The sequence below is a fragment of the Ruegeria sp. HKCCE4148 genome, assembly GCF_017872495.1.
In the GTDB taxonomy this organism is placed as follows: Bacteria; Pseudomonadota; Alphaproteobacteria; order Rhodobacterales; family Rhodobacteraceae; genus Ruegeria.
The window spans coordinates 595,457-618,861 of the sequence record NZ_JAEDOS010000002.1 but is presented as its reverse complement, the minus strand read 5'-3'; the positions used below and the strand labels follow the sequence as shown (position 1 = coordinate 618,861).

Below are 23,405 nucleotides of genomic sequence, written 5' to 3'. Positions count from 1 at the left end.
TGCAAGGAGGCGCAGAGTCGGATGCACTCGCAAGATCGGGTTTTTTCAGATCTGAACGCGGCAACGATGGTTGCAGGACCTGCAGCTTATGGGCTGATCCACGACGCGGCGATTGCGGTCAAGGATGGCGGGATCGCATGGGTCGGGCCTGAAGCCAGCTTGCCGGAGCAGTTCAAAGGGTTTTCGCAAACTACTTTGGACGGCCGTCTTGTCACGCCTGCGCTGATCGATTGTCACACCCATGTGGTGCATGGCGGCCATCGTGCTGTCGAATTCGAGATGCGGCTGAACGGTGCCAGCTATGAGGAAGTCGCGCGCGCGGGCGGGGGCATCATCTCGACTGTGAAGGCCACGCGCGAGGCTACTGTCGAAGAACTGATCACGCAGGCGCTGCCGCGTTTGGATGCGATGCTGGCCGAAGGTGTTTCAGTGATTGAGGTCAAGTCCGGTTATGGCCTGGATCGTGACACCGAATTGAACATGCTGCGAGCCGCCCGCGCGCTGCCGGACCATCGCCCCATTCGCGTTGTAACCAGTTTTCTGGGCGCACATGCGGTGCCTGCTGAGTATAAAGACCGACCTGACGCTTATATCGCCGAGGTCTGTATCCCAACCCTACGAAAAGCCCATGACGAGGGCTTGGTGGATTCAGTGGATGCTTTCTGCGAAGGAATTGCTTTCCTCCCGGACCAGCTGGCGCCGTTGTTTGATGCGGCGAAAGACCTTGGCCTGCCGATCAAATGCCATGCCGAGCAACTGTCCAATCTCGGGGGCACAAAACTGGCCGCCTCATACGGCGCTCTGTCCGCGGACCACATCGAATATTTGGACGAAGAAGGCGTTCGGGCGATGGCCAATGCGGGAACAGTCGGAGTGATCCTGCCCGGCGCCTTCTATACCCTGCGGGAAACCCAAGCCCCTCCAATTGATTTGCTACGCAAGCACAACGTGCCGATGGCGTTGGCCACTGACTGCAACCCGGGGTCGGCCCCGATGACATCGCTGCTTTTGACCATGAATATGGGCTGCACCCTGTTTCGCATGACACCGGAAGAGGCTCTGACCGGGGTCACCACCAATGCGGCCCGCGCCCTGGGTCTGTCCGATTGCGGCCAGATCGCCCCCGGACAGCGCGCCGATCTTGCGGTGTGGAACGTCACCCACCCGGCAGAACTAGCCTATCGTGTGGGCTTCAACCCTCTTCATACTCGCATACTTGGAGGCGCAATTTGACGACCCTGACACTCACCCCCGGTGCAGTCACTTTAGCGCAACTGGAACAGGTCTATCGCGAGGAATGCGCCGTGCGGCTAGACCCTGTATGCCGCGCCGGTATCGAGGCTGCTCATGCGCGTATCGCCGAGGCTGCTGCGGGTGAGACTGCAGTCTACGGCGTCAATACCGGCTTTGGCAAGCTGGCCAGCGTCAAGATTGCCGCCGAGGATACAGCGACGCTGCAACGCAATCTAATTCTGTCCCATTGCTGTGGTGTTGGCCCGGCCATTCCGCGCACGGTTGCGCGGCTGATGATGGTGCTGAAACTGCTCAGCCTCGGGCGCGGCGCGTCTGGCGTGCGGCTGGAACTGATCGACCTGTTGGAGGCCATGCTGGACAAAGGTGTGACCCCGCTGATCCCTGCGCAAGGCTCGGTTGGTGCGTCAGGCGATTTGGCGCCGCTGTCGCATATGGCCGCAGTTATGATGGGCGCGGGTGAGGCCGAATTCGGCGGGACTGTTATGCCCGGTGGTGAGGCGTTGGCGGCGGCGGGTTTAACACCCGTTGAGTTGGGCCCCAAAGAAGGTCTGGCGCTGATCAACGGCACGCAGTTCTCAACTGCGTTTGCTTTGGCGGGATTGTTAGGCGCGTGGCAAGCGGCGCAGAGCGCGTTGGTCACTTCGGCACTGACCACCGATGCAATCATGGGATCGACCGCGCCGTTGCAGCCCGAGATCCATACGTTGCGCGGCCATCGCGGCCAGATCGAAGCCGGGTCCACGATGCGGGCTATCCTAGCCGGTTCTGTAATCCGCGAAAGCCATCGCGAAGGCGATACACGGGTACAGGACCCCTATTGCATCCGCTGCCAACCGCAGGTTGTCGGTGCCGCGATGGATGTGCTGAGGCAGGCAGCCAAGACGTTGGAGATTGAGGCAAATGCCGCCACCGACAACCCGCTGGTTTTGCCCGAGGCCGGGCTGATCGTCTCGGGTGGCAATTTCCACGCGGAACCTGTGGGCTTTGCTGCCGACATGATCGCTCTGGCGCTTGCCGAGATCGGAGCCATTGCACAGCGTCGAATTGCGCTGATTGTCGATCCAGCGCTCAGCTTTGATCTGCCGCCTTTCCTGACGCCAAATCCCGGCCTGAACTCGGGCTATATGATTGCCGAAGTGACAACCGCCGCGTTGATGAGCGAGAACAAACATCTTGCAAACCCCTGCGTGACGGATTCAACACCTACGTCAGCCAACCAAGAAGATCACGTTTCGATGGCGGCCCATGGCGCGAGGAGATTGGGACAGATGGTCACCAATCTGGAACGTATTCTGGGGGTCGAACTGCTTTGCGCTACGCAAGGGGTCGAGTTCCGCGCGCCATTGCCTACCAGTGAGACCCTTCAAGCTGTAATGGCCAAGCTAAGAGCTGTGGTCCCTGTATTGGGTGATGATCGATACATGGCGCGCGAGATCGAAGCAGCATGGACCTTGATCGCCAGTGGCGAGATCGCACATGGCACAGGCATCGCGATGCCGGAGCTTGGCGCATGACTGGTTCGGTTCAAGTCATACGTGGTGACAGCCCTGTTGTTCTGGGCCTGCCGCACACCGGCACCGATGTGCCCGCAACGATCGAGGCCAAGCTGAACGCGCGGGGCAGGGCGTTGGCGGATACGGACTGGCATATCCACACGCTTTACGAGGGCCTCCTGCCTGGCGCGACAACTGTGCGGGCAACCTTTCATCGTTATGTGATTGACGCCAATCGCGACCCGTCAGGCGTGTCGCTTTATCCCGGTCAAAACACAACGACGCTGGTCCCGCTTACGGATTTTGACGGGCAAGACATCTGGGATATTCTGCCAACAGAGAAGGATATAGTTGAAAGGCGCGAGGCGTTTCACGCCCCCTATCATGCCGCGCTGCGGGCCGAGCTGGAGCGGGTCAAGGCGATCCATGGAATTGCGGTTTTGTATGATTGCCATTCAATCCGCGGCCACATCCCCTTTCTTTTCGACGGCATTCTGCCTGACCTGAACATTGGAACAAACAATGGCGTGACGTGCGCGCCCGCTATCGAAGCCATCTCACATGAGTTCGCGTCATCCTCACCGTACAGCACCATTTTGAACGGCCGATTCAAGGGCGGATGGACGACCCGGCATTATGGCAACCCTGCCGAGGGCATCCACGCCATACAGATGGAACTGGCGCAGTCCACCTACCTGAGCGCTGAAACTGCGCCTTGGACCTACGACACTGAAAAGGCCAACCGCCTGCGCCGCTGGCTAAAAGACATACTGGACGCCATCCAGGACACTGCATTGGAGATTGCCGCATGACCGATCCTCGCAAGAACACCCGTGATGTTTACCCGCCCACCGGGCCAGAGCTAAACGCCAAAAGCTGGATGACCGAGGCACCAATGCGGATGTTGATGAACAACCTGCACCCGGATGTCGCGGAAAACCCGCACGAGTTGGTTGTTTATGGCGGTATAGGGCGCGCGGCGCGGACGTGGAACGACTTCGACACGATCGTCGCCAGCCTCAAGGATCTGGAAGAGGATGAAACGCTGGTCGTCCAGTCCGGAAAGCCGGTGGCCATTGTGCGGACCCATTCGGATGCGCCCCGTGTACTGATCGCGAATTCGAATCTGGTACCCCATTGGGCCAATTGGGATCACTTCAACGAGCTCGATAAAAAGGGTCTGATGATGTACGGCCAGATGACCGCTGGCTCGTGGATTTATATCGGTACGCAGGGCATCGTTCAGGGTACCTATGAGACCTTTGCCGAAGCCGGACGTCAGCACTATGGCGGCGACCTGACCGGCAAGTGGATCCTGACCGGCGGATTGGGTGGAATGGGCGGCGCGCAGCCTCTGGCGGCTGTCTTTGCTGGGGCCTGTTGTTTGGCTGTCGAGTGCAACCCCGACAGTATCGATTTTCGCCTGCGCACCAAATATCTGGATGAAAAGGCCGAAACGCTGGACGAGGCGCTAGAGATGATCGACCGCTGGACCAAGGCGGGCGAAGCAAAATCAGTGGGCCTTTTGGGCAATGCCGCTGAAATCTTTCCCGAGATTTACCGACGGATGCAGGCCGGTGGCATGCGACCCGACATTGTCACCGACCAAACCTCGGCCCATGATCCGGTCAACGGGTATCTGCCGCTGGGCTGGAACATGGCACAGTGGCGGGACAAGCGCGAAAGCGATCCCAAAGCGGTCGAAAAAGCGGCGCGCGCATCGATGAAGCAGCACGTGGCCGCCATGGTCGATTTTTGGAATGCGGGCGTTCCGACGCTGGATTACGGCAACAATATCCGTCAGGTGGCCCAGGATGAGGGACTGGAAAATGCCTTTGCCTTCCCCGGCTTCGTGCCCGCCTATATCCGCCCGCTCTTCTGCCGGGGTATCGGCCCGTTCCGTTGGTGCGCGCTTTCGGGCGACCCCGATGACATCTACAAAACAGACGCCAAGATGAAGGAGCTGTTCCCCGAGAACACCCATCTGCACAACTGGCTCGACATGGCGCAGGAGCGGATCGCGTTTCAGGGCCTGCCCGCACGCATCTGCTGGATAGGGTTGGGCGACCGGCATCGGGCCGGGTTGGCGTTCAACGAAATGGTCCGCAATGGCGAGCTGAAGGCACCCGTTGTCATTGGTCGAGATCATCTGGACAGTGGTTCGGTAGCCTCGCCAAACCGCGAGACCGAGGCGATGAAAGACGGTTCGGATGCAGTCAGCGATTGGCCACTGCTGAACGCGCTTGTGAATACGGCGTCGGGTGCGACATGGGTCTCTCTGCATCACGGCGGGGGTGTTGGCATGGGGTTTAGCCAGCACGCAGGTGTCGTTATTTGCGCAGACGGCACGGACGAAGCGGCCAAACGGCTTGAGCGGGTTCTCTGGAATGATCCAGCCTCGGGCGTTTGGCGTCATGCAGATGCCGGATATGAGGAGGCCAAAGCCTGTGCGCGTGAGCACGGGCTGCGTTTGCCGGGCATTTTGGGCTGACTGACCCTTTCGAAATTGATTATGCTGGTGGCCAGCGCCGATGGCTTTGGTTTTGAGCAGGGACTCTTTTGGTCAGGACCAGGCCGATCAGCAAATCGTAAGGTTAACGCCATTCCACCAAAGCAGCTTGTCCGTTGCGCGATGTAACACATGTGCGTTCAGGTCTTTCGGAAGGCTAGATGTCCGCCCAATGACCACGCTGGCCGAAGAGATGGAAGACACTACTGCCAGCATGGACCTCGCGGCATTTCCGCTTGATTTGGGTTCGTTTGCGCCAACACGGTTGCGCAATTCAGTTTTATCGATAATAAATCTGCGGCAACGCAAGCTGCAGGAAGTTTTATAGATAAAATGATCATCCCTCATTCCGGCTGGACCCGAAAGTCTGCGCAAGCTGTTCATGATCTTCCGTTGATGGATCTTCTGTTTCGGGCGCAAACCGTGCACCGCGAGAACTTTGATCCCAACAAGGTCCAGACGTCAAAACTCCTGTCGATCAAGACCGGTGGGTGCGCCGAGGACTGCGCCTATTGCTCGCAATCGGCCCGCAACGGATCAACCCTTCCGGCGTCCAAGCTGATCGAGGTTCAGCGCGTTCTGGCCGAAGCCAAGAAAGCCAAGGATGGTGGCGCAACTCGGTTCTGTATGGGTGCTGCGTGGCGCGAACCCAAACCGCGTGACATGCCTGCCCTAGTTGCGATGGTCGAAGGCGTGAAAGCGATGGGTATGGAAACCTGTATGACACTGGGCATGCTGGATGACACTCAGGTCGTCCAGCTGCGCGACGCCGGGTTGGATTACTACAACCATAACATCGACACCTCTGAGCGCTATTACTCCGAAGTGATCACCACCCGCACTTTCTCGGACCGGATCGATACGATGAACCGGGTGCAGGAAGCCGGTATCAAGGTCTGCTCGGGCGGTATACTGGGTATGGGCGAACATACCGGCGACCGTATCGACATGTTGCTGACCCTGGCCAACATGACCCCTCCGCCGGATTCGGTTCCAATCAACATGTTGATGCCGCAGGCTGACACGCCGTTGGCCGATGCAGAGCCGATCGATCCCATCGACTTTGTGCGGATCATCGCAACCGCCCGTATTCTGATGCCCAAATCTTATGTTCGCCTGTCTGCCGGACGCAGCGATATGAGCGACGAGATGCAGGCGATGTGCTTCTTCGCCGGTGCCAACTCGATCTTTGTGGGCGAAACGCTCTTGACTGCGGAAAACCCCGAGGAAGACACCGACTCGATCCTGTTTGCGAAACTTGGCATTCAGGCTGAAACGGCGGAAGACCACAAGCGCACGGAAGCTGCCGAATGAAAGCAGTCGATCGACTGGAATCCATGCTTGATGCGCTTGAAGCCCGGCACCGCCGCCGGGCTTTGATCCCTGCGCAGGGTTTGGATTTTGCGTCGAACGATTATCTGGGTTTGGCGGGGTCAAAACTGTTGCAAGATGCCGCAAAGGCTGCCTTGGCGCGCGGTGTGCCGGTTGGCTCTGGTGGCTCGCGCCTGCTACGGGGTAATCACCCCGAACACGAGGCGCTTGAACAGGAAGCTGCCGCATTCTTTGGATCTGAAGCCGCGCTTTTCATGGGCGGAGGGTTTCAGGCCAATCAAGCAATCTTTTCCACCCTGCCAGCAGCCGGAGATCTGGTGCTTTATGACGCACTGGTCCATGCCAGTGCCCATGAAGGGATGCGTGCGAGCCGCGCGGATCTGCGTGCCTTTCGCCACAATGACGTAGAAGATGCACGCAAGGTTCTGGCCGAGTGGCAGTCGACGGGTGGATCGGGCCACATCTGGATCGCAGTGGAAAGCGTGTATTCCATGGAAGGCGATCTTGCACCGCTGGAGGATCTTGCCTCCTTGGCGCGCGAGGCCGATGCCGTACTGATCGTGGATGAAGCACACGCCACTGGCGTTTTTGGCCTGAACGGCAAAGGTCTGGCGCATGGTCTGAGCGCGGAGGTTCTGACACTCCATACCTGCGGCAAGGGTCTGGGCGTTTCGGGCGGTCTGATATGTGGTCCGCGTGTAATGATTGATACGCTGATCAATCGCGCGCGGCCCTTTATCTTTGCAACCGCGCCTTCGCCTTTGAACGCTGCCTTGGTACGGGCAACTTTGCGGGAATTGGCGACCAACGCTCAATTGGTCGCTGCTGCACATGACCGTCTGCGTCATGCCCATCACGTGGCCCGGCAAACAGGACTGCCGGATTCGGCCCTGACCAGCCAGATCATCCCGGTTATTTTGGGTGACGAGGCCAGAACGATGGCGACGGCCTCTGCCTTGCAGCAACAGGGCTTTGACATCCGGGGTATTCGCCCCCCCACCGTTCCCAAGGGAACGTCCAGACTGCGTGTGTCGATCACCGGAAATGTGACCCACGAGGATATCTCGGCGCTGTTTGCCACCATCGCCAGCCATCAATCGGAGGCCGCATGAGCGCGTTGATTGTCGTCGGAACCGACACGGGCGTCGGAAAAACCGTTTTTTCCGCTGGTCTGACCGCAGCGTTGAATGCAGGGTATTGGAAACCCGTTCAGTCGGGTTTGGAAGATGCGACGGACACAGAAACCGTCCGATTGTTGTCCGGTGCGGAAGTTTTGCCTGAGGCGTATCGCCTGAACCTGCCGGCCTCACCCCATCTGTCTGCCGAAGACATGGGTGTTGAGATTGATCTGTCGCGCCTTGCTGTGCCGCAGGTTGACGGGCCGCTGGTCGTTGAGGGGGCAGGGGGCCTGATGGTGCCGCTGAACCGCCAGTCCTATTACCTGGACCTGATTGCCCAGTGGCAGGCCCCGGTTGTGCTGGTCGCACGCACGGCGCTGGGAACGATCAACCACACCACATTGTCTCTGATGGCCTTGCGTGGCGCTGGATGTGAGGTTGTGGGTGTTGCCTTTGTCGGTGAGGCTGAGCCGGATGTTGAACAAACCATCGTAGAGATGAGCAATGTCCGTCACCTTGGGCGCCTTCCGGTTCTAAGCGAACTGACACAGCAAACCCTGAAAGATGCCTTCTCAGAAATTGACGTTGTCACCATTCGGAGGTTCTTGTGACCCCGCTTGAGTTTGACGCCCGCCACCTGTGGCACCCCTATACCAACGTCGCCAATCCCGGCGCGATGCACCTGATCGACCGGGCCGAGGGCGTTTATCTGTACCGGGAAGACGGCGTGAAGATGATCGACGCCATGTCCTCGTGGTGGTGTGCGATCCACGGTCACAAACACCCTGAGATCACATCTGCGATGCAGAACCAATTGGAGAAGATGCCCCATGTGATGTTCGGGGGGCTGACGCATCATCCAGCCATTGATCTGGGGCGCAGGATGATCGACATGCTGCCCGAAGGGCTGGATCGCATTTTCTACTGTGACAGCGGTTCGGTTTCGGTCGAAGTGTCGATGAAGATGGCTGTGCAGTACCAAATGGCACATGGCCGCAGCGGCAAGTTCGAGTTCGCTACTATTCGGGGCGGTTATCACGGCGACACCTGGAAGGCGATGAGCGTCTGCGACCCGGTCACCGGTATGCACGGGTTGTTCCGCGGAGCCTTGTCGATCCAGCACTTCCTGCCGCGCCCGCACGTGCGGTTGGGTGACGAATGGCCCGCAGATTCGGTACAGAACGGGCTGGAGCCGCTGGAGCGCTTGCTTGCCGAAAAAGGCGACCAACTGGCGGCCCTGATCCTTGAGCCTGTGGTTCAGGGCACCGGTGGTATGTATTTCTATCACCCACAATGGCTGCGCGCGGCACGTGCCTTGTGCGATGCCCACAATGTGCTGATCATCTTTGATGAGATTGCAACTGGCTTTGGCCGCACCGGTAAGCTGTTCGCCATCGATCACGCTGACGTCAAACCTGATATTTTGTGCTTGGGCAAAGCGCTGACCGGTGGACATATCTCATTCGCGGCAACGGTTACCAGCGAGCAGGTGGCTTATGGCATCGGCAACAGTGAGGCAGGCGTGTTCATGCACGGCCCGACTTACATGGCCAACCCTCTGGCCTGTGTCGCGGGATCGGCAAGCCTTCGTCTGCTGGCCGAGGGGAACTGGGAACGGCAGGTTTCTGATATTGAGGCCCAGATGCGCACCGAACTGGAGCCAGCTCGCGTTTTGCCTGGCGTAGCGGATGTCAGAGTCCTTGGTGCCATCGGCGTTATCGAAATGAAGGATACGGTTGATCCTTCTGTCGCCCACCGGCTGGCCCCAAAGACCGGAGTGTGGCTACGCCCCTTTGCGCGCAACATCTATTGCATGCCCCCTTACGTAATCTCTCCTGACGAGCTCAGCCAGGTCACGAGTGCAATGGTCGCGCTGGCCGGGGGGCAGGGATGAAACACAGGTGGCTGGAGCAATCAGGCGACGGCATTCTGATCCTTGTGTTCGGGGGTTGGGCGCTTGGTGCTGCACCGTTCCTGGGTCTATCCGGTGGCGCGTCTGTTCTGTTGGTTGATGACTACACCCAGCTTGATGACCCCTTGCCTGATTTGACAGGGTTTGACCGTGTCGACATGCTCGCGTTTTCCTTTGGCGTGGCATCTGCCGCGCATTGGCTGGCTAATACTCAGTTTCGCCCCGACCGGCTTGTTGCCGTCAGTGGCACCCTGCATCCGACCTGTCCGGACCGTGGGATTGCGCCCGAAATGATACGGGCGACGGCGGATCAGCTGACGACCTCCAGTTTTTCCAAGTTTTGCCGCCGCGCAGGGTTGTCTGTTGAGGCACCAGAGCTTGACCTCGCAGCAGCGCAACAAGAGCTTCACGCAGTGATCCGTCGCGGATCGGCCCTGAATCCCGGGTTTGACCTGGTGTGGATACCCGATCGGGACCGTATCATTCCAACGAAGGCGCAAGAGGCTGCCTGGGCGGAGACCTCAGCTTCGGTCAAACGTGTTGCAGGGTCACATGTACCCTTCGGGTCAGGCCAAAATTGGGCGGAGTGGCTGTCATGACGGCGCAACCGGCAGATAAGGTCCAACGCAGCTTTAGCAGAAGCTTTGACACCTATCACGACACAGCCAGCCAACAGGCGTGGGTTGCTGATAAACTGGTTTCTGAACTGCGCCGTGTGGGCGCACCGGGGCAATTTCGCACCGCATTCGAAATGGGGTGTGGCACCGGGCATCTCACCCGGACGTTGCGGCAAAATTTCGATCTGCCTGACCTTGTTCTGAACGACATCGCGCCGCAAGCCCAGGCAACGGCAGACGCCGAAGCGGCCGTATTTATCGCAGGCGACGTGCGTATGGTGCAATGGCCCGGCCAGATCGACCTGATCGCTTCAGCCTCGATGATCCAATGGATGGACGACCCGACCGGGCTGCTACAGCAGGCGGTCGATGCATTGGCCCCCGGTGGCTGGCTGGCCATTTCAGGATTTGGACCTCAGCAATACAAAGAACTGACAAGCATCGGATCAACAGCCCAGGCGCCTGGCCTTTGCGGGGCAGACGCCCTTGTCGCGGCCATTGAGGGGTCAATGCGGGTTTTGACCGCCGGGGAACGCATCCGGCCATCATATTTCGAAACTCCGCGTGACGTTTTGAAATACTTGCGCCGAACCGGGGTGAACGGTCGCGCGCAAGGGGCGTGGACCAAGTCCACTCTGGCCCGGTTTGAGAAAGACTATGTACGAAGCTTTGCGACGGATGACGGGGTGTCTTTGACATATCACCCGGTTTGGATCATTGCCCAAAAGCAGTAAGCGGCTATTCGGCGACCACCAAACCATTTCGTTTGCAAACAACATTTGGCAAATGCCCTTTGACGGGTGAGGGTCCGTAAAAAGCAGATTGATATGTCTGTCTGAATCCAGAGTGACCAGCGCGCACTTACCCGGCTTTTCCCGTCAGTTACCACGATCTGGACCTGCGCATTCCGAGCAGCAATACGCGCCAGATTGGTTTCTTGCAGTTCATGAAGCCTAAAGCTGGATTCGGCATTGACGGCACCGCCCGACAGAACTTCAAATCGCCGGGTGCGGCTGCAGCGCATGCTTACTGCAATTGATGAAACCCGTCTTTGAAATCTCACAGGTGCTTCCATCCTAAAGTATTGAAATGGTTGTCACACATACGCTTAAAGAACACTCCATTCAGATGGCGAATATTGGATCCACGAACGGGATGCGGTTCCTTCGTGGATCTCTGAGTGTTGAACTCAAGCTGGATGAACGCCCTGTGACGCAAGCCGACAAGCCGGTTGAAGCTGAGGTTCGGTCCTACTTGAAACGACATTTCCCCGAGCATGGAATCTTTGGTGAGGAACACGGGCAGGAGGCTGGAGACGGTCGGCATATGTGGTTCATTGATCCAGTTGGCGGCACCCGTTGTTTGGCTTCCTGTGTGCATATCCGGTTGAGGGACAGCCTAGGCTAGGGTTGGTTGGAAGGCCTGCCTTGGATGAGGTATTTGTGGGTGACATGGGGGAGGGGGCCACAAAGAATGGCCAGCCCATTCAGACCCCGCAGCAAACGCGTTTGGATCAGTCGATCCTGTCTGTGAACAAAGATGACAAGATTCAGCGCGATCATCCGAACCTGTTCGACCGATTGATGCAGGCTTGGCAGAACCGTCGGTTTACCTCTGACTGTTAACCTTATGCGCTGTTGGCTGCGGTGCATGTGGATGCTGTGGTGGATTTTGATCTGCAACCCTAAGCATTTCTGGCAGTCACGCCATTTGTTGCGGCAGCCGGTGGTGTGAAGACCGATTGGCAGCGTAGGGCTTTGAAACTGAAGTCTGATGCACGGTCGCTTCTGCGGCGACGCCGGAATTACGTGCTAACCTACTGGCGTTGATACACGGATAGAGGCCCGGCAGAATGCGCCGGGCCTTGGCTTCATGGTCTTGGTCATTCGGCTGCTATGGCCTGTTCATAACCAGTCGTCTTGGCAATTGGGCTCCATTCCAGATCACCCGTGTAACGCCATGCCAGATCACCCTTTTCGTCCATCGCGATCAGGTGAAGCCAGCGGTTGTCAAAGAGCGCTTTGACATTGGCGTGGCGCTTGAGAATGGCGTTCATGGCCTCACGTGGGGCTTCGATCACCACAGACAGACGCAGAGGGTCGTGTTGGAACGCCTCGCCATCATGAACTGATTGCCAGGGCAGCCCCGGACGCAAAGCGCCGCCGTTCCCTTCAACAACACCAATCCCGCCGACTACGTTGTGGAGCAACTTGTTGCCCCCACCGAATAACCCCGGCGCGACAGTCGAACCATAGTATTGCAAGCTGATCCAGCTGGCCACGACAACCGGGGCGGTCATGATCAACTCTAGCACGCCAAACCCATCATCCGAGCGCCAGTCATAGCTGTGAAGGAAGGACTGCCCGGCCAAACCGGTCCCGTCAGTCCGGCTTCGCGGCGCTGCGATAAAGGCGCGGCACCCTGCCAAACCCCATTCGGGTCGAAGCTCTGCCCAATCCTTGGCGCGATGGGCGATATCGTCGCCCCCATGGGCCCGAGGCAGCCGGGCCGCACGCTCGGTACGTGAGAGGCGTCCGGCTTCTGCCAACCAGGTTTTCAGCTGAGCGATCTGCGGCGCCCACAATCCCGCGGGGTGATCCTGATCAAACAGAGTAACGCCATCTGTCGTGGTATTGTGCAGCGCTGGCAGAAACAGCGTGTCAGTGGGGATGTCGATCCCTTTGTCCCGCAGTCCGTCCCGTACTTGGTTGTCGTTCAGCAGGCTGGCAAGTAGCCGGGCGCTTACATCCCCCGCGTGACCGCCGCAGGCACCGCATTGCAACGCGCTTTCATGGGGGTTATTGGTGACGTCCGCCCCATGTCCCGCCAGCATCACGATGCGCGCGAAATTATCTGTCAGAGACATCGCGCCCAGAATGGCTTTGGCGGTATCGATGCGCGTGACCAGATCCATTAAAGGGTCCAGTTTAGGCGCAGGGTCAAACTTGCTCCCACTACCACTCGCAGCCAGCGAATCCCGCAACAATTTACCAGCGTATATCGGACCAGTCGCCTCGACAAAGGCAAAGGATGAAACAGCGGCCAGCTTGAACCGCCCCCACGCCCTTTTGGCACGGGCCGTATAGCGACGATCCAGGTCGGACAGTGTGTCTTCTGCTGCTTTGGACTTAACATTGGGGTTCAGCAGAACCGGACCCCGCAGTTCGGTCACGTCTGATCCCGCGCATTTATGTGCGCTGGCCAACCCGAAGAACCCGGCAAAGCCGATGGTTTCGATACCCGAGTCCTGTGCTTCCAACGCCCGGCGAAAAACTTCGGACCGGACATCGATACAGAACGCAGCCTGCACCAGTGGGCGGCCCTCGGTCGCCCGTGGCTGACGACTAGCCAAAACCTGACCCAGCTTGCGCTGTTGAGCCCGTTCCGCAGCATCCTGCAGAATGGCATCAATCACCATGTCACGGGACGGAGTGATCGGGGTCTCGTGCATTGCGACGGTTTCCAGCCAACGCGCCGAAATCTGATCACGGTATTGGTGGAACAGGGCCTCTTCAAATACCATCCGAATGGCCAGCAACTCCGCCGTTGTTGTGTCGGTCTGACCCTGAAGCTCGGCCTTCCACAACAAATAGCGCGCGTATTGCGCCCAACCGCCAAGCGTGACTAGCCAACGATGAAATGTTGTTCCAGCCGCGTCAGGCGTCACGCCCAGCGTTTCCGAGGCCCGCCCGATGGCGCGCCATTGCGAACGGTTGGTGGCCGCCACAAATGCGCCAAAGCCTTTCAACCCATTGATCTCAGGTGTCAGGTCGCGCGATGCGAACTCCCGCCATGCACTGAACGCACCGCCGGCACGGCTGGGCTGCCAAAGGGCCTGGCCTTCGTCAAAATGGCTGGCAGCCCAAGCTCCGATACGTTCTTCGATTAAACCGGGCCAGTCGATGCCAGACACATCTGCGGCCAATTCCGCCACCGTCGGAAACGGGGCAAGAGGTGCGGCATCATCCGTCAAAGCGGCTGTGACTTCTTCAAGCCCCGGAGGATCAAAGCGACTTTCTACATGCGAAATCGCCTCAAGCAGATCCCCTTCGGTCATCTCACCCGAGTTCAACTTCTCGGCCATAATGCGCCTGTCAGGGGTGATGCGCACACCGGCAACACGGCCAAGACGTGCGGCCGTTACAGCGAGGGTATCCCCTGTCTGACCCAAAAAGGGGTTCACAGCGACATTCGCAGACAGCGGAAACAGAGGAGGGATCTGACGCACAGCGTCATTAGCAATCGCGACTAGTTCCAAAAGCGGAGCAGGATAGCTTTCGTGTTTCATATACATATCTGATCCCCTTTTCACACAGTCCGGCGCGTGGACCACCCGTCCAGCAGCCGATCAAAGATTGCGTTGGCATAAAGTCCATTGGACAAATGCACCCGCATTCCCGCCGCCGCCGGATGCGAGGCCCAGAGCGGGAAGGTCGATTGGGCCAGCGCCACGGCGCCAAAACTGATGAGCGCAAGAACGATCAAAGCCCATTCCAGCGGTCCTGCAGCAGGCGTAGGCGGCAGGGTGCCCGCCGTTAGATTCTGCGCAGCGATTTGCAGAACGAAGTAGCTGACCGATGTTGCACCCGCATAGATGACAGTGCGCCGGGTCAGCGCACCGGGCGCTGCATCCGCAAAGCCTTGCGCCAGCAGGTAGGCGACGCCAAAGATCAGGATCACACCCAAGGCAATGGCCTGAACAGATTTCCCGTCGATTCCGAACACCGAAGCCACCGCACCATAGATCAGAATGCCGGTTGCAAAGGCCAGCAATACATTGCGGGCACTTGGTACTGCCACCGGCCCCGGACGGCGAATGGCGGCCACGTTGCGCACAGCTTCACCCGCGCTCAGGAAGGCGTGGGCCTTGTAGAGCGAATGCGCCACAATGTGCAGCAGCGCCAGCGGGAACAGGGCAAGACCGCACTGCATGATCATGAACGCCATCTGGGCAATTGTTGACCACGCCAGGGATGTCTTGACCGCGGGCTGCGTCAGCATGACCAAGCCTCCGAACAGCGCGGTGAAACCGCCCAGCATGACCAACAAGGCCATAATTCCAGGAGCCACCAGCATCACATCCGCAAAGCGGATCAATAGAAACCCGCCCGCATTGATCACGCCCGCATGCAACAGGGCCGAGACCGGGGTTGGTGCTTCCATCACCTCGGTCAGCCACCCATGGACCGGGAACTGGGCCGAAGCCAGTACGGCCGCCAGTGCGATGAACAGGGCGGCGACAATTGTGGTTACTGTCGGCTGTGCTTCTGACAGGATCGTAGCGATGTCGGTGGTGCCGTAGCCGATGATCAGCAAGGCAACGGCCAGACCAAGCGCAACTTCGCTGATTCGCGCCACAACAGCCTTTTTGCGCGCTGCGCGTTGTGCCGTGGTACGTTCGGGGTAGAACAGCAGCAGTTGATGCAGTGCCAGGCTTGTTGCAATCCAGGCGACCAGCAGTTGGACGATGTTGCCGGACATCACCAACAAAAGAACGGCGGCCAGCGCGACAGACATCCAACCGCTAAAGGCACCCTGCCTTGGTTCTCCGTCCATGTATGTTGCAGAGTACCGCAATACGATCCAGCCAATGAAACTGACCAGAATCAACATTGTGGCGCTTACAGCATCCAACCGGACCGAAAGGCCCACTCCCCAAAAGCCGATCATCGTCGAGGTCCCGGACCCTTTTGCAATTAGCAGCATGACCGCCAAGGCAGACACGCCAAATGCCGCCAGGGCCGCCCATTCTGCGACTTTCGGCAAATTGCCCGGACGCATCCCCGGATGTCGGCTGCAGTAATATGCAGATCCCAACAAGATCATTGGACTTAGGAGGGGTAGAAGCAGGTAACTCATGCGTGTGTCCCTTGACGTTCGATACTGACTCGACTTGTTCCGTTCGACATATTTCGCAGTGCAACATAAGAAAAATACATTGTTTGATGTGTTTCGTTCATATAAATAGAACGATATGCCGCTCAACTATCATCACCTGCGCTACTTCTGGGCCGTCGCTCATGACGGGAACTTGACCCGCACGGCGCAGCGTTTGAATCTTTCTCAATCGGCCTTGTCGGTGCAGATAAAAGAACTGGAAGACCGGCTTGGTCATCCGCTGTTTGAACGCCGGGGCCGCAAGCTGCATCTCACCGAAGCCGGACATATCGCTCTGGACCACGCCGATGCGATTTTTGCGACAGGTCAGGAACTTGTGGCAACCTTGCAGGACGCGGGGAATACGCGGCAAGCTCTTAGGGTTGGGGCACAGTCCACCCTTTCTCGCAACTTTCAGATTCGTTTTTTGCGGCCCATTTTGGCGCGCGCAGACGTCGAGGTTATTTTAAGGTCCGGTAGCCCAAGCGAGTTGCTGGAGGGGCTCGAAACGCTGAATTTCGACCTGGTCTTGATGAACCACGAACCCGCAAGCGACAGTTTGACCAGCTTTGTCACTCATCATTTGGCCGAACAACCGGTGAGCATCGTCGGAACCCCCGATCGTCTGAAACCGACACGTTCAATACGGGATCTATTGGAAGAACAACCCTTCATCCTGCCCACAACGAACAACAGTGTCCGCACGGCTTTTGATGCCATGGCCAGCCGCATGTCGGTGCGCCCTCAGGTGGCAGCCGAGGTGGACGACATGGCGATGATGCGGCTGCTTGCACGGGAGGATATCGGGCTGGCTCTGGTGGCTCCGATCGTTGTTCAGGATGAGTTGATTTCGGGTCGTCTGGTCGAGGCGCAAGAGCACCCGAAAATCAAGGAAAACTTCCACGCGATCACGTTCAAACGCCGGTTCCCGAACCCTTTGGTGCAAGAGCTCTTGTCGCATGGATCGGACACGCAGGACGGTGTCTGAGGTCAGTCACCACGCGCGGATTTGAACAGGTACAGGAAAACAAAAAGAGACCCGATAGACGTTGTCACGATACCCACGGGCAGTTCCTGTGGGGCCAAGAGCAGGCGGGACAGAATATCCGACAGCGTCAGCAGAATCGCCCCTACGATGGCCGAGGTAATCAGCAGGTTTCGGTGCAGCGTACCAGCAATGCCGCGCGCAATATGAGGCACCATCAGCCCAACAAATCCGATGACACCAGCCACGGACACAAAACTGGCCGTAGCCAACGCAGCCACAAAGAACATTCGGAATCGAAGACCCTGGACGGGAATTCCCAGTGACGACGCAGTGAAATCTCCGGTCAAAAGGGCATCCAGCCAGCGACTGCGATAAAGCGCGTAGCTTAGGATCAGGGCAAGCCCGGTCAGGACCAGTGGAAAGGTCTGCCATCGGGCAAGACCCAATCCGCCCAGCATCCAGAAGATAACCGAATGCGCCGCACGACTGTCGCCGGAAAAAATCAAATAATTTGTAATCGCGGAAAACAGGAAAGACACAGCCAAACCGGCCAGGATCAGCTTTTCCGGCGCACTTGTGCGCAAACCCTGAACCAGAGCCAGAACAATGCCAGAGGCTATTAGCCCCCCGCAAAACGCCGCCAAAGGCAGGGTCCAGACCCCCAGCACATCGCCAGTGACCGTTATGACAAGAACGGCCCCAGCCGCCGCCCCCGAGGACAGGCCAAAAAGGAACGGATCGGCCAGATCGTTGCGCGTGGTTGTTTGCAAAACCACGCCAACTACGCCCAGCCCTGCGCCGATCACAGCGGCGAACAAGGCTCGGGGGAGGCGAAGGTCGAAAACGATCCGATGCACCGGGGACATTTCACCTTCTGTCAGGCCGGTCCCCAAGCCAATGGCGGTAAAGACCTCGGCCATTGGGATCGAGGTTGTGCCATAGATCGTAGACAGCAGCAAAAGGGCGGTCAGAATGACCGCCCCCAGCAAGATCGATCGGCCCAAATGGACCATGTCAGTTGGTCTCCGGATGCATCGCATTGGCCATCTTTTCAATGGCTTCAATATTTGCCGGTCCGGGTGTCAATTCCTCGTAACGCAGGCCGATCCAGCGCGCGTTCTTGACTGCATCGGTTTGTGACATGACAGGATGATCTTTCAGAAACTGGAAGGTATCTTCTGCACCATTTCCTGTTTGATAGTCCAGTAGCACCAGGAATTCCGGGTTTGCGGCTGCCACGGTTTCCCAAGAGGTGCGACCCCAGCTGGTATCCATGTCATGTGTGACGTTTACACCCCCCGCAGCGGCAATCATGGCGTCCGGGATGGCGAATTTACCTGCGGTAAAAGGCGCATCTGCCGGCCCGTCCAGCAGGAAAACACGAGGTTTATCCAGATCGGCGGTTTTTGCCTCAAGGGCATCCAACTGGACTTTCCAGCCCAAGACAAGGTCTTCCGCCTTAGCCTCGACACCCATCACCTGGCCCAAACGCAGGACGTCGTCAAACAGCAGATCCATGCTGGCTTCGGGGCGGTCTTTGTTCAGGTGCACGCAGCTTTCGGTCAAGACCATGGTCTTGATGCCAAAGGGTTCCAGCGTGTCTGGGGTCACTTCGCCACCTGGCTGCATTCCGTAATACCAACCAGCGAAAAACATATCGGGTTCGACAGAGACAAGGTTTTCAACTGTAGGATATTTCGGAGCCAACTCGGGGATGTCGCCGCGCTGTGCATCAAAATCCGGGCTGGTCTTGTACCAGCCTGTGATGCCGGTCAGGCCGACGATCTTGTCTTGCAGACCCAAAGCAAACGCCATGTCAGTCATGTTCATGTCGTGAACAACGAGCCGTTCTGGCGTTGTTTCAAAAACCAGTGGCTCGCCGCAATTGTCCACTGTAATGGCATCCGCGGCTGCGCCGCTTGCCAGGCCAGTGAACACAGCCACAGGCCAGAGTTTCTGCATCATTGTAAGCTCCTGTTATGATGACAGTTTACGTTTTCGAATATCCAGAGCAGGGATCATGCGGCCCTCATGCTGGAAACACAGATAATCCACTCCAAACGTGTCGCGGACACGATCCGTTGTCAGAACATCGTTGACAGGGCCAAACCCTGTCAGACGTGTTGATTTCATTAACGCCACATGAGTGGCAAATTCCGGGATCATGACCAGATCGTGGACGATCATGACAACCGTCACGCCCAATTCAGCGACCAAAGACAACATGTGCCCCTTGGCATCCGGGTCTAGGTGATTGGTCGGCTCGTCCAGAAACAACAGAGACGGGTTTTGAGCCAGCGCACGTGCGATATGCGCCCGTTGCCTCTCACCCCCCGATAGCTGACCCATAGGTTTGCGGGAAAGGTGCATTAAACCCGTTGTTTCCAAAACCCGGTCAAGATCTTCCCTGTGCTCAGACGCGGACTTGTCAGCCTTGATCGGAATTTGGCCAAGTGCAACATAGTCGTGCAATCGCAACCGACTATCCGGCATTTCCTGTTGGCCAACCACAGCGATCGTCCGCGCGCGTTCATGGGCCGACAAGGTGCGCAGGCTTTGACCTTTTATCTGCACATCACCCAGCGCAATACGTTCGATTCCGCAAAGCAGCTTGAGCAGCGTAGTCTTCCCAGCCCCATTCGGTCCCGCAATCGCCAGAATTGATCCTTCTTCCAAGCCAAAGGACACATCCTGAAGCAGCACATCACCGTTCAAGGCATAATATTCTAGGTTTTCGACAGCCAGGAAACTCATGACGACCTCTGCGATGGCAAGGCAGGCATGCGCGACAAGGTTTTGGTGAACAGTGTTAGCGGGCGGTCAGTTGCGTTTGTCCAACCATCGGAACTGAGCTGATATTGCCCGGCGAATTCCACCACTGCATCCAGATCCTGTTCCGAAACGATGTCACCAAACAAATACTGCGCCTTGCCCGGTGCCTGAAAACCGACGGTGGTTGGCCGGTCGCAGCCCGCCATGCACGCGACCTCCCGGATTGCAAACCCTTCGGGCAGTTTTCGCGCCAATGCGCCACTCACTTGATCGGTGGACATCGCGCCTGTGCATGTCGTGCATACAAGTAGGAAATGATCTGCAGTTTTCGTCATTGTGCGCACCGGTTACCGCTGATCAAACTACAATACAATGTTATAACATTACTATTTTGAGAATCGCGATCTTTTCGCGAGGCCACAGCACAATAGGTATTGGGGTTGAGGATAAAGCTATCAGTCACCTGTTGCATTGTCCGCTCTGCTTGAAACCAAGCGCGGACAGAAGGTGCCAAAAATGGAAACACGCGAAAACCGTGCCATCAAAGCCTCCTTCCAGGACGCCCCGCCCCGGGTTGGTTAAACATCGGATGGCAGGTCTCCTGACTTGCGGGTCAAAGCTTGGCCCACCTTCCCAACCCTTTCGGGGTCAGTGGCGCAGTGGCGTCGCTCTCCGCTTACAGTTGCGGGGGCAGTCACGGACTTGGCGCAATACAGCGCCGCACCGTATTCCCATTTTCATCCCTTTCGGAACCATCCAACTCAGCTAGGCTGGCGGTGCTGGACTTGTCAAGAAGGAGAAGCAGTCGAGCCGATCCAAAACATCTGGGCGCGGCTCACATTCACGTTGGCCGGTTCTAGCCTGGTTGATATCAATAGTCGGAAACCAACAAGAAGTCCGGCGCAGCGTCTTCTTCGATCTGTGAAAACCGAGGGATGGAATCTTCGAAGACATTATCCGTACGGTCATCATTCACAGTCGAAACCTCTCCAATAAGGCAATCGCCGTGTTCTGCCCAGAATGCGTGCCAGACACCCGGCATAAGGGTCACGCTTTGCCCCGGTTTCAGCCGCAAATGCTCACCTGGTTGCAACGTAACAGGGCAGGCATCGCTGGGTACCGTCACTGGCGTGTTCCGGTCGATGCCCCCGTCAGGGTCAGATGCGTAAATCTCCAGCACCAGATCACCCCCGCCGCGATTGATGATGTCCTCGGCCTTTACGATGTGACGATGCATCGGAGACAGTTGTTTATCTTTCGAGATCAGCAATTTTTCCGCATACAACATCCCGCGACCTGATTTCAGATCATTCACCTCACCATTGCGCAGAGTGAAGAGGAACAGGCCGAGTTCGTCAAACCGACCCTGAGCGTAATCGGTGATGTCCCAGCCCAGCCCCCGACTGCGGATCGTTTCAGCTACAGGACTTCGCATCTGATCGGGCGACCAATCGGCAAAAGGTGGTAACACGGCTCCAAAGGATTGTATGAAAGCCTGCGCTTCGGACTTGATGCGGTTAATTTCGGATCGTTTCATTGGTTTTTCCAAGAATTAAAGCTCATGCGCCCAGGGCGGCTCGGCCCCGGCACGGGATACGGTTACAGCGGCGACTTCGGCTCCCAGTTCCATGGCCGCGCGCAACGCTTCTGGGGTCAGGTTTCGCACGCCTTGTTTGGTCAGTTTCTCAGCACGGCTGAGTGCGGTGAGCACACCAGCATTGAACGTATCGCCGGCACCGATCGTGTCTACGACCTGCACCTGTTTCACCGGCACCGAAACCTTTGATCCATCTGCCAGATACCCATGTGCGCCATCACCGCCCCGGGTCACTATCAGGGCCGTTGGCCCGGCCTGCAACAACAACGCGGCTTTCGCCGACTCGGGCTCGGTACCGGGAATGATCCAGTCCAGATCCTCGTCGGAAACTTTGACGATATCGGATTGCGCGATCATGTGGTTCAGGCGTGTTCGAAACCGGGCCTGATCCTCGATGAAGCCCGGACGGATGTTCGGATCCAGCATCACCGCACGTTCGCCACCATGACGCTTCAACAATGACGCGTAGGCATCCGCGCAGGGCTCACACGCCACACTAATACCCCCTAGATACAAAGCAGAGACTGCTGGAAGCTGATCTGGCATATCTTCCGGCGTCAACATACGCCCAGCCGTGTTTTCATCGACAAAGCTGTAGGTTGCGTGCCCATCTTGAAGTTGAACAAAGGCAAGTGTGCTGGGGCGATCCGAGACGATCACATGCGATGTATCAACGTGACTGGCGTTTAATGCGGTGATCAACTGCTGGCCGAACATGTCCGTTGAAATGCCCGTCAGCATCCCCACAGATACGCCTAGACGCCCCATGGCGACTGCTGTATTCAGGATCGCCCCGCCGGTATGCGGAACAAAGCCGTGCGCACCGAAAACTGTCGGCTCGGCGATCATATCAATCAGGGCTTCCCCGCAACACAAGATCATTCGACAGTCCTTTCCTGGAGTTCTTGTGGGGCACGTCGCTTAACGCTTGAGGGCGTTCTTGCAAAAGTTGTTTGCACCAATGATGCCAAATTCGGCTTGTTCTGAGACGTACAGGTTCAATGACTTTCGCAACTCACTAAAACGTCCACCGCCGTTGAACGCATCCTTAAAGTCCTGATCAAAGAGCCAACGGTTTTTCTCGGCGACGCCGCCCACAAGAAATACCCCACCGGCAGGCATCAGAGTAACTGCCATGTCGCCCATAAGTGCGCCCAGATGCGTGGTGAACATCTGCGCTGTTTTGACTGCGATGGGGTCCGAGGCATCGCGGGCTTCGGCCAAAATCTCTTTGGCAGAGCGCAATGAAGGCTGTGCGTTTCCAGCCGCCAATCCAACGGCTTGATACAGGATGGGCAAGCCCGTTCCGCTGAGGAACATTTCCGCTTCCAGAGCCAGGCTGTTCCCGAAAAAGCATTCAGGTGCAATTCGGCGGGCTGCTTCAAAGATCTCTACCTCGTCGCGGTGACGCGGATACAGTCCCACGTGGCCGCCTTCGCCGGAAACCGTGTGATAATGCCCTTCAGAAAACAACAAAGCTCCGACACCAAGCCCAGTGCCGGGGCCAACCACCAAACGCGTGCCCACAGGCGGTTTCGCCTGACCTTGCAAAACCGAAACTTCGTTCTGTTTGACGTCAGCAACTGACCAAGCTGCCGCTGTGAAGTCATTAATAACAAAAGTATGCTCCGCCCCGGTCGCCTGCGCCAGTTCAACCTCGGACAAGTCCAGATTAGCGTTTGTAAGACGGATGACTCCGTTTCTTACAGGACCAGCCCCAGCAGCAACGACCGCCTGAGGATTTGTGCCAACCTCATCTCGCAGAGAGTGAAATGCGTTCAGCAGATCGTCCAATGTGCCCGTAGGGTGCTTGCGCAGGTCCGTTAGCTCGCCATTTGTCACAACGCCAAGACGGGTGTTTGTTCCGCCAATGTCTGCAACCAAATTCCAGTGTTCATGCACAGAACCAGATGGTTGCGCTAACGGAAGAGAGACG

Annotated in this window: 23 protein-coding genes and 1 riboswitch; of the genes, 14 read left to right on the top strand and 9 right to left on the bottom strand. The window is 57.6% G+C overall.

The genetic code is table 11. The features are described from left to right. The first annotated feature begins 21 nt into the window (after positions 1–21). The 13 genes from hutI to I9187_RS22085 all read left to right on the top strand — a co-directional run bounded on the left by hutI (position 22) and on the right by I9187_RS22085 (position 11,860). Positions 22–1,233 (top strand): imidazolonepropionase, encoded by a 1,212-nt coding sequence (gene hutI, locus I9187_RS08100; protein WP_171177297.1) that lies wholly within the window; start codon positions 22–24, stop codon positions 1,231–1,233. Beyond that, on the top strand, positions 1,230–2,768 hold the full coding sequence (gene hutH / locus I9187_RS08095; RefSeq protein ID WP_209940135.1) for a histidine ammonia-lyase: 1,539 nt from the start codon (positions 1,230–1,232) through the stop codon (positions 2,766–2,768). Before hutI ends, hutH begins: the two co-directional genes overlap by 4 nt. Continuing rightward, positions 2,765–3,559, top strand: coding sequence for an N-formylglutamate deformylase (gene hutG, locus I9187_RS08090; protein WP_171176910.1), 795 nt, complete (start codon positions 2,765–2,767; stop codon positions 3,557–3,559). The genes hutH and hutG overlap by 4 nt, the downstream gene beginning before the upstream one ends. Continuing rightward, positions 3,556–5,238 (top strand): urocanate hydratase, encoded by a 1,683-nt coding sequence (gene hutU, locus I9187_RS08085; RefSeq protein ID WP_171176912.1) that lies wholly within the window; start codon positions 3,556–3,558, stop codon positions 5,236–5,238. Before hutG ends, hutU begins: the two co-directional genes overlap by 4 nt. A 190-nt stretch (positions 5,239–5,428) precedes the next feature. After that, complete coding sequence (locus I9187_RS08080; RefSeq protein WP_171176914.1) at positions 5,429–5,584, top strand: hypothetical protein; 156 nt, start codon at positions 5,429–5,431, stop codon at positions 5,582–5,584. A gap of 5 nt (positions 5,585–5,589) precedes the next feature. Further along, positions 5,590–6,570, top strand: coding sequence for a biotin synthase BioB (gene bioB / locus I9187_RS08075; RefSeq protein WP_171176917.1), 981 nt, complete (start codon positions 5,590–5,592; stop codon positions 6,568–6,570). Then, positions 6,567–7,700, top strand: coding sequence for an 8-amino-7-oxononanoate synthase (locus I9187_RS08070; protein WP_171176919.1), 1,134 nt, complete (start codon positions 6,567–6,569; stop codon positions 7,698–7,700). The genes bioB and I9187_RS08070 overlap by 4 nt, the downstream gene beginning before the upstream one ends. Further along, positions 7,697–8,317 (top strand): dethiobiotin synthase, encoded by a 621-nt coding sequence (gene bioD / locus I9187_RS08065; protein WP_171176921.1) that lies wholly within the window; start codon positions 7,697–7,699, stop codon positions 8,315–8,317. The genes I9187_RS08070 and bioD overlap by 4 nt, the downstream gene beginning before the upstream one ends. Then, positions 8,314–9,600 carry an adenosylmethionine--8-amino-7-oxononanoate transaminase gene (gene bioA / locus I9187_RS08060; protein WP_171176923.1) on the top strand — a complete coding sequence of 429 codons (1,287 nt, stop codon included), beginning with the start codon at positions 8,314–8,316 and terminating at the stop codon, positions 9,598–9,600. Before bioD ends, bioA begins: the two co-directional genes overlap by 4 nt. Further along, a complete protein-coding gene (locus tag I9187_RS08055; RefSeq protein ID WP_171176925.1) occupies positions 9,597–10,217 on the top strand; it encodes a pimeloyl-ACP methyl esterase BioG family protein in 621 nt (206 codons plus the stop codon). Before bioA ends, I9187_RS08055 begins: the two co-directional genes overlap by 4 nt. Next, positions 10,214–10,969 carry a methyltransferase domain-containing protein gene (locus I9187_RS08050; RefSeq protein WP_171176927.1) on the top strand — a complete coding sequence of 252 codons (756 nt, stop codon included), beginning with the start codon at positions 10,214–10,216 and terminating at the stop codon, positions 10,967–10,969. The genes I9187_RS08055 and I9187_RS08050 overlap by 4 nt, the downstream gene beginning before the upstream one ends. Positions 10,970–11,363: 394 nt before the next feature. Beyond that, positions 11,364–11,642 carry an inositol monophosphatase family protein gene (locus tag I9187_RS22090; protein WP_253282828.1) on the top strand — a complete coding sequence of 93 codons (279 nt, stop codon included), beginning with the start codon at positions 11,364–11,366 and terminating at the stop codon, positions 11,640–11,642. Continuing rightward, positions 11,594–11,860 (top strand): inositol monophosphatase family protein, encoded by a 267-nt coding sequence (locus I9187_RS22085; protein ID WP_348540079.1) that lies wholly within the window; start codon positions 11,594–11,596, stop codon positions 11,858–11,860. Before I9187_RS22090 ends, I9187_RS22085 begins: the two co-directional genes overlap by 49 nt. 257 nt (positions 11,861–12,117) lie before the next feature. Here I9187_RS22085 and I9187_RS08040 read toward each other — a convergent pair whose 3' ends face one another. Next, positions 12,118–14,529: a DUF2309 domain-containing protein gene (locus I9187_RS08040; protein WP_171176929.1), complete on the bottom strand. Its 2,412-nt coding sequence runs from the start codon at positions 14,527–14,529 to the stop codon at positions 12,118–12,120. A 14-nt stretch (positions 14,530–14,543) separates the two neighbouring features. Next, a complete protein-coding gene (locus I9187_RS08035; protein ID WP_171176931.1) occupies positions 14,544–16,094 on the bottom strand; it encodes a proton-conducting transporter membrane subunit in 1,551 nt (516 codons plus the stop codon). Positions 16,095–16,209: 115 nt separating this feature from the next. Here I9187_RS08035 and I9187_RS08030 point away from each other — a divergent pair, with 115 nt between their 5' ends. Further along, positions 16,210–17,100, top strand: coding sequence for a LysR family transcriptional regulator (locus I9187_RS08030; RefSeq protein ID WP_171176933.1), 891 nt, complete (start codon positions 16,210–16,212; stop codon positions 17,098–17,100). 2 nt (positions 17,101–17,102) lie between these two features. Here I9187_RS08030 and I9187_RS08025 read toward each other — a convergent pair whose 3' ends face one another. From I9187_RS08025 to I9187_RS21895, 7 genes are all read right to left on the bottom strand, one after another. Beyond that, positions 17,103–18,113 carry an iron ABC transporter permease gene (locus I9187_RS08025; RefSeq protein WP_171176935.1) on the bottom strand — a complete coding sequence of 337 codons (1,011 nt, stop codon included), beginning with the start codon at positions 18,111–18,113 and terminating at the stop codon, positions 17,103–17,105. A gap of 1 nt (position 18,114) precedes the next feature. Beyond that, a complete protein-coding gene (locus I9187_RS08020) occupies positions 18,115–19,065 on the bottom strand; it encodes an ABC transporter substrate-binding protein (RefSeq protein ID WP_245223154.1) in 951 nt (316 codons plus the stop codon). Positions 19,066–19,077: 12 nt separating this feature from the next. Beyond that, a complete protein-coding gene (locus I9187_RS08015; protein WP_171176937.1) occupies positions 19,078–19,854 on the bottom strand; it encodes an ABC transporter ATP-binding protein in 777 nt (258 codons plus the stop codon). Beyond that, positions 19,851–20,207 (bottom strand): DUF1636 domain-containing protein, encoded by a 357-nt coding sequence (locus I9187_RS08010; protein ID WP_209940134.1) that lies wholly within the window; start codon positions 20,205–20,207, stop codon positions 19,851–19,853. Before I9187_RS08010 ends, I9187_RS08015 begins: the two co-directional genes overlap by 4 nt. A gap of 238 nt (positions 20,208–20,445) precedes the next feature. After that, positions 20,446–20,644, bottom strand: a riboswitch (cobalamin riboswitch). Between the two features lie 99 nt (positions 20,645–20,743). Further along, positions 20,744–21,409 carry a D-lyxose/D-mannose family sugar isomerase gene (locus tag I9187_RS08005; RefSeq protein ID WP_171238308.1) on the bottom strand — a complete coding sequence of 222 codons (666 nt, stop codon included), beginning with the start codon at positions 21,407–21,409 and terminating at the stop codon, positions 20,744–20,746. A 15-nt stretch (positions 21,410–21,424) separates the two neighbouring features. Next, a complete protein-coding gene (locus I9187_RS08000; protein ID WP_171238307.1) occupies positions 21,425–22,351 on the bottom strand; it encodes a carbohydrate kinase in 927 nt (308 codons plus the stop codon). Positions 22,352–22,390: 39 nt separating this feature from the next. Further along, positions 22,391–23,371 carry an ROK family protein gene (locus tag I9187_RS21895; RefSeq protein WP_348540082.1) on the bottom strand — a complete coding sequence of 327 codons (981 nt, stop codon included), beginning with the start codon at positions 23,369–23,371 and terminating at the stop codon, positions 22,391–22,393. Between the last annotated feature and the right edge of the window lie 34 nt (positions 23,372–23,405).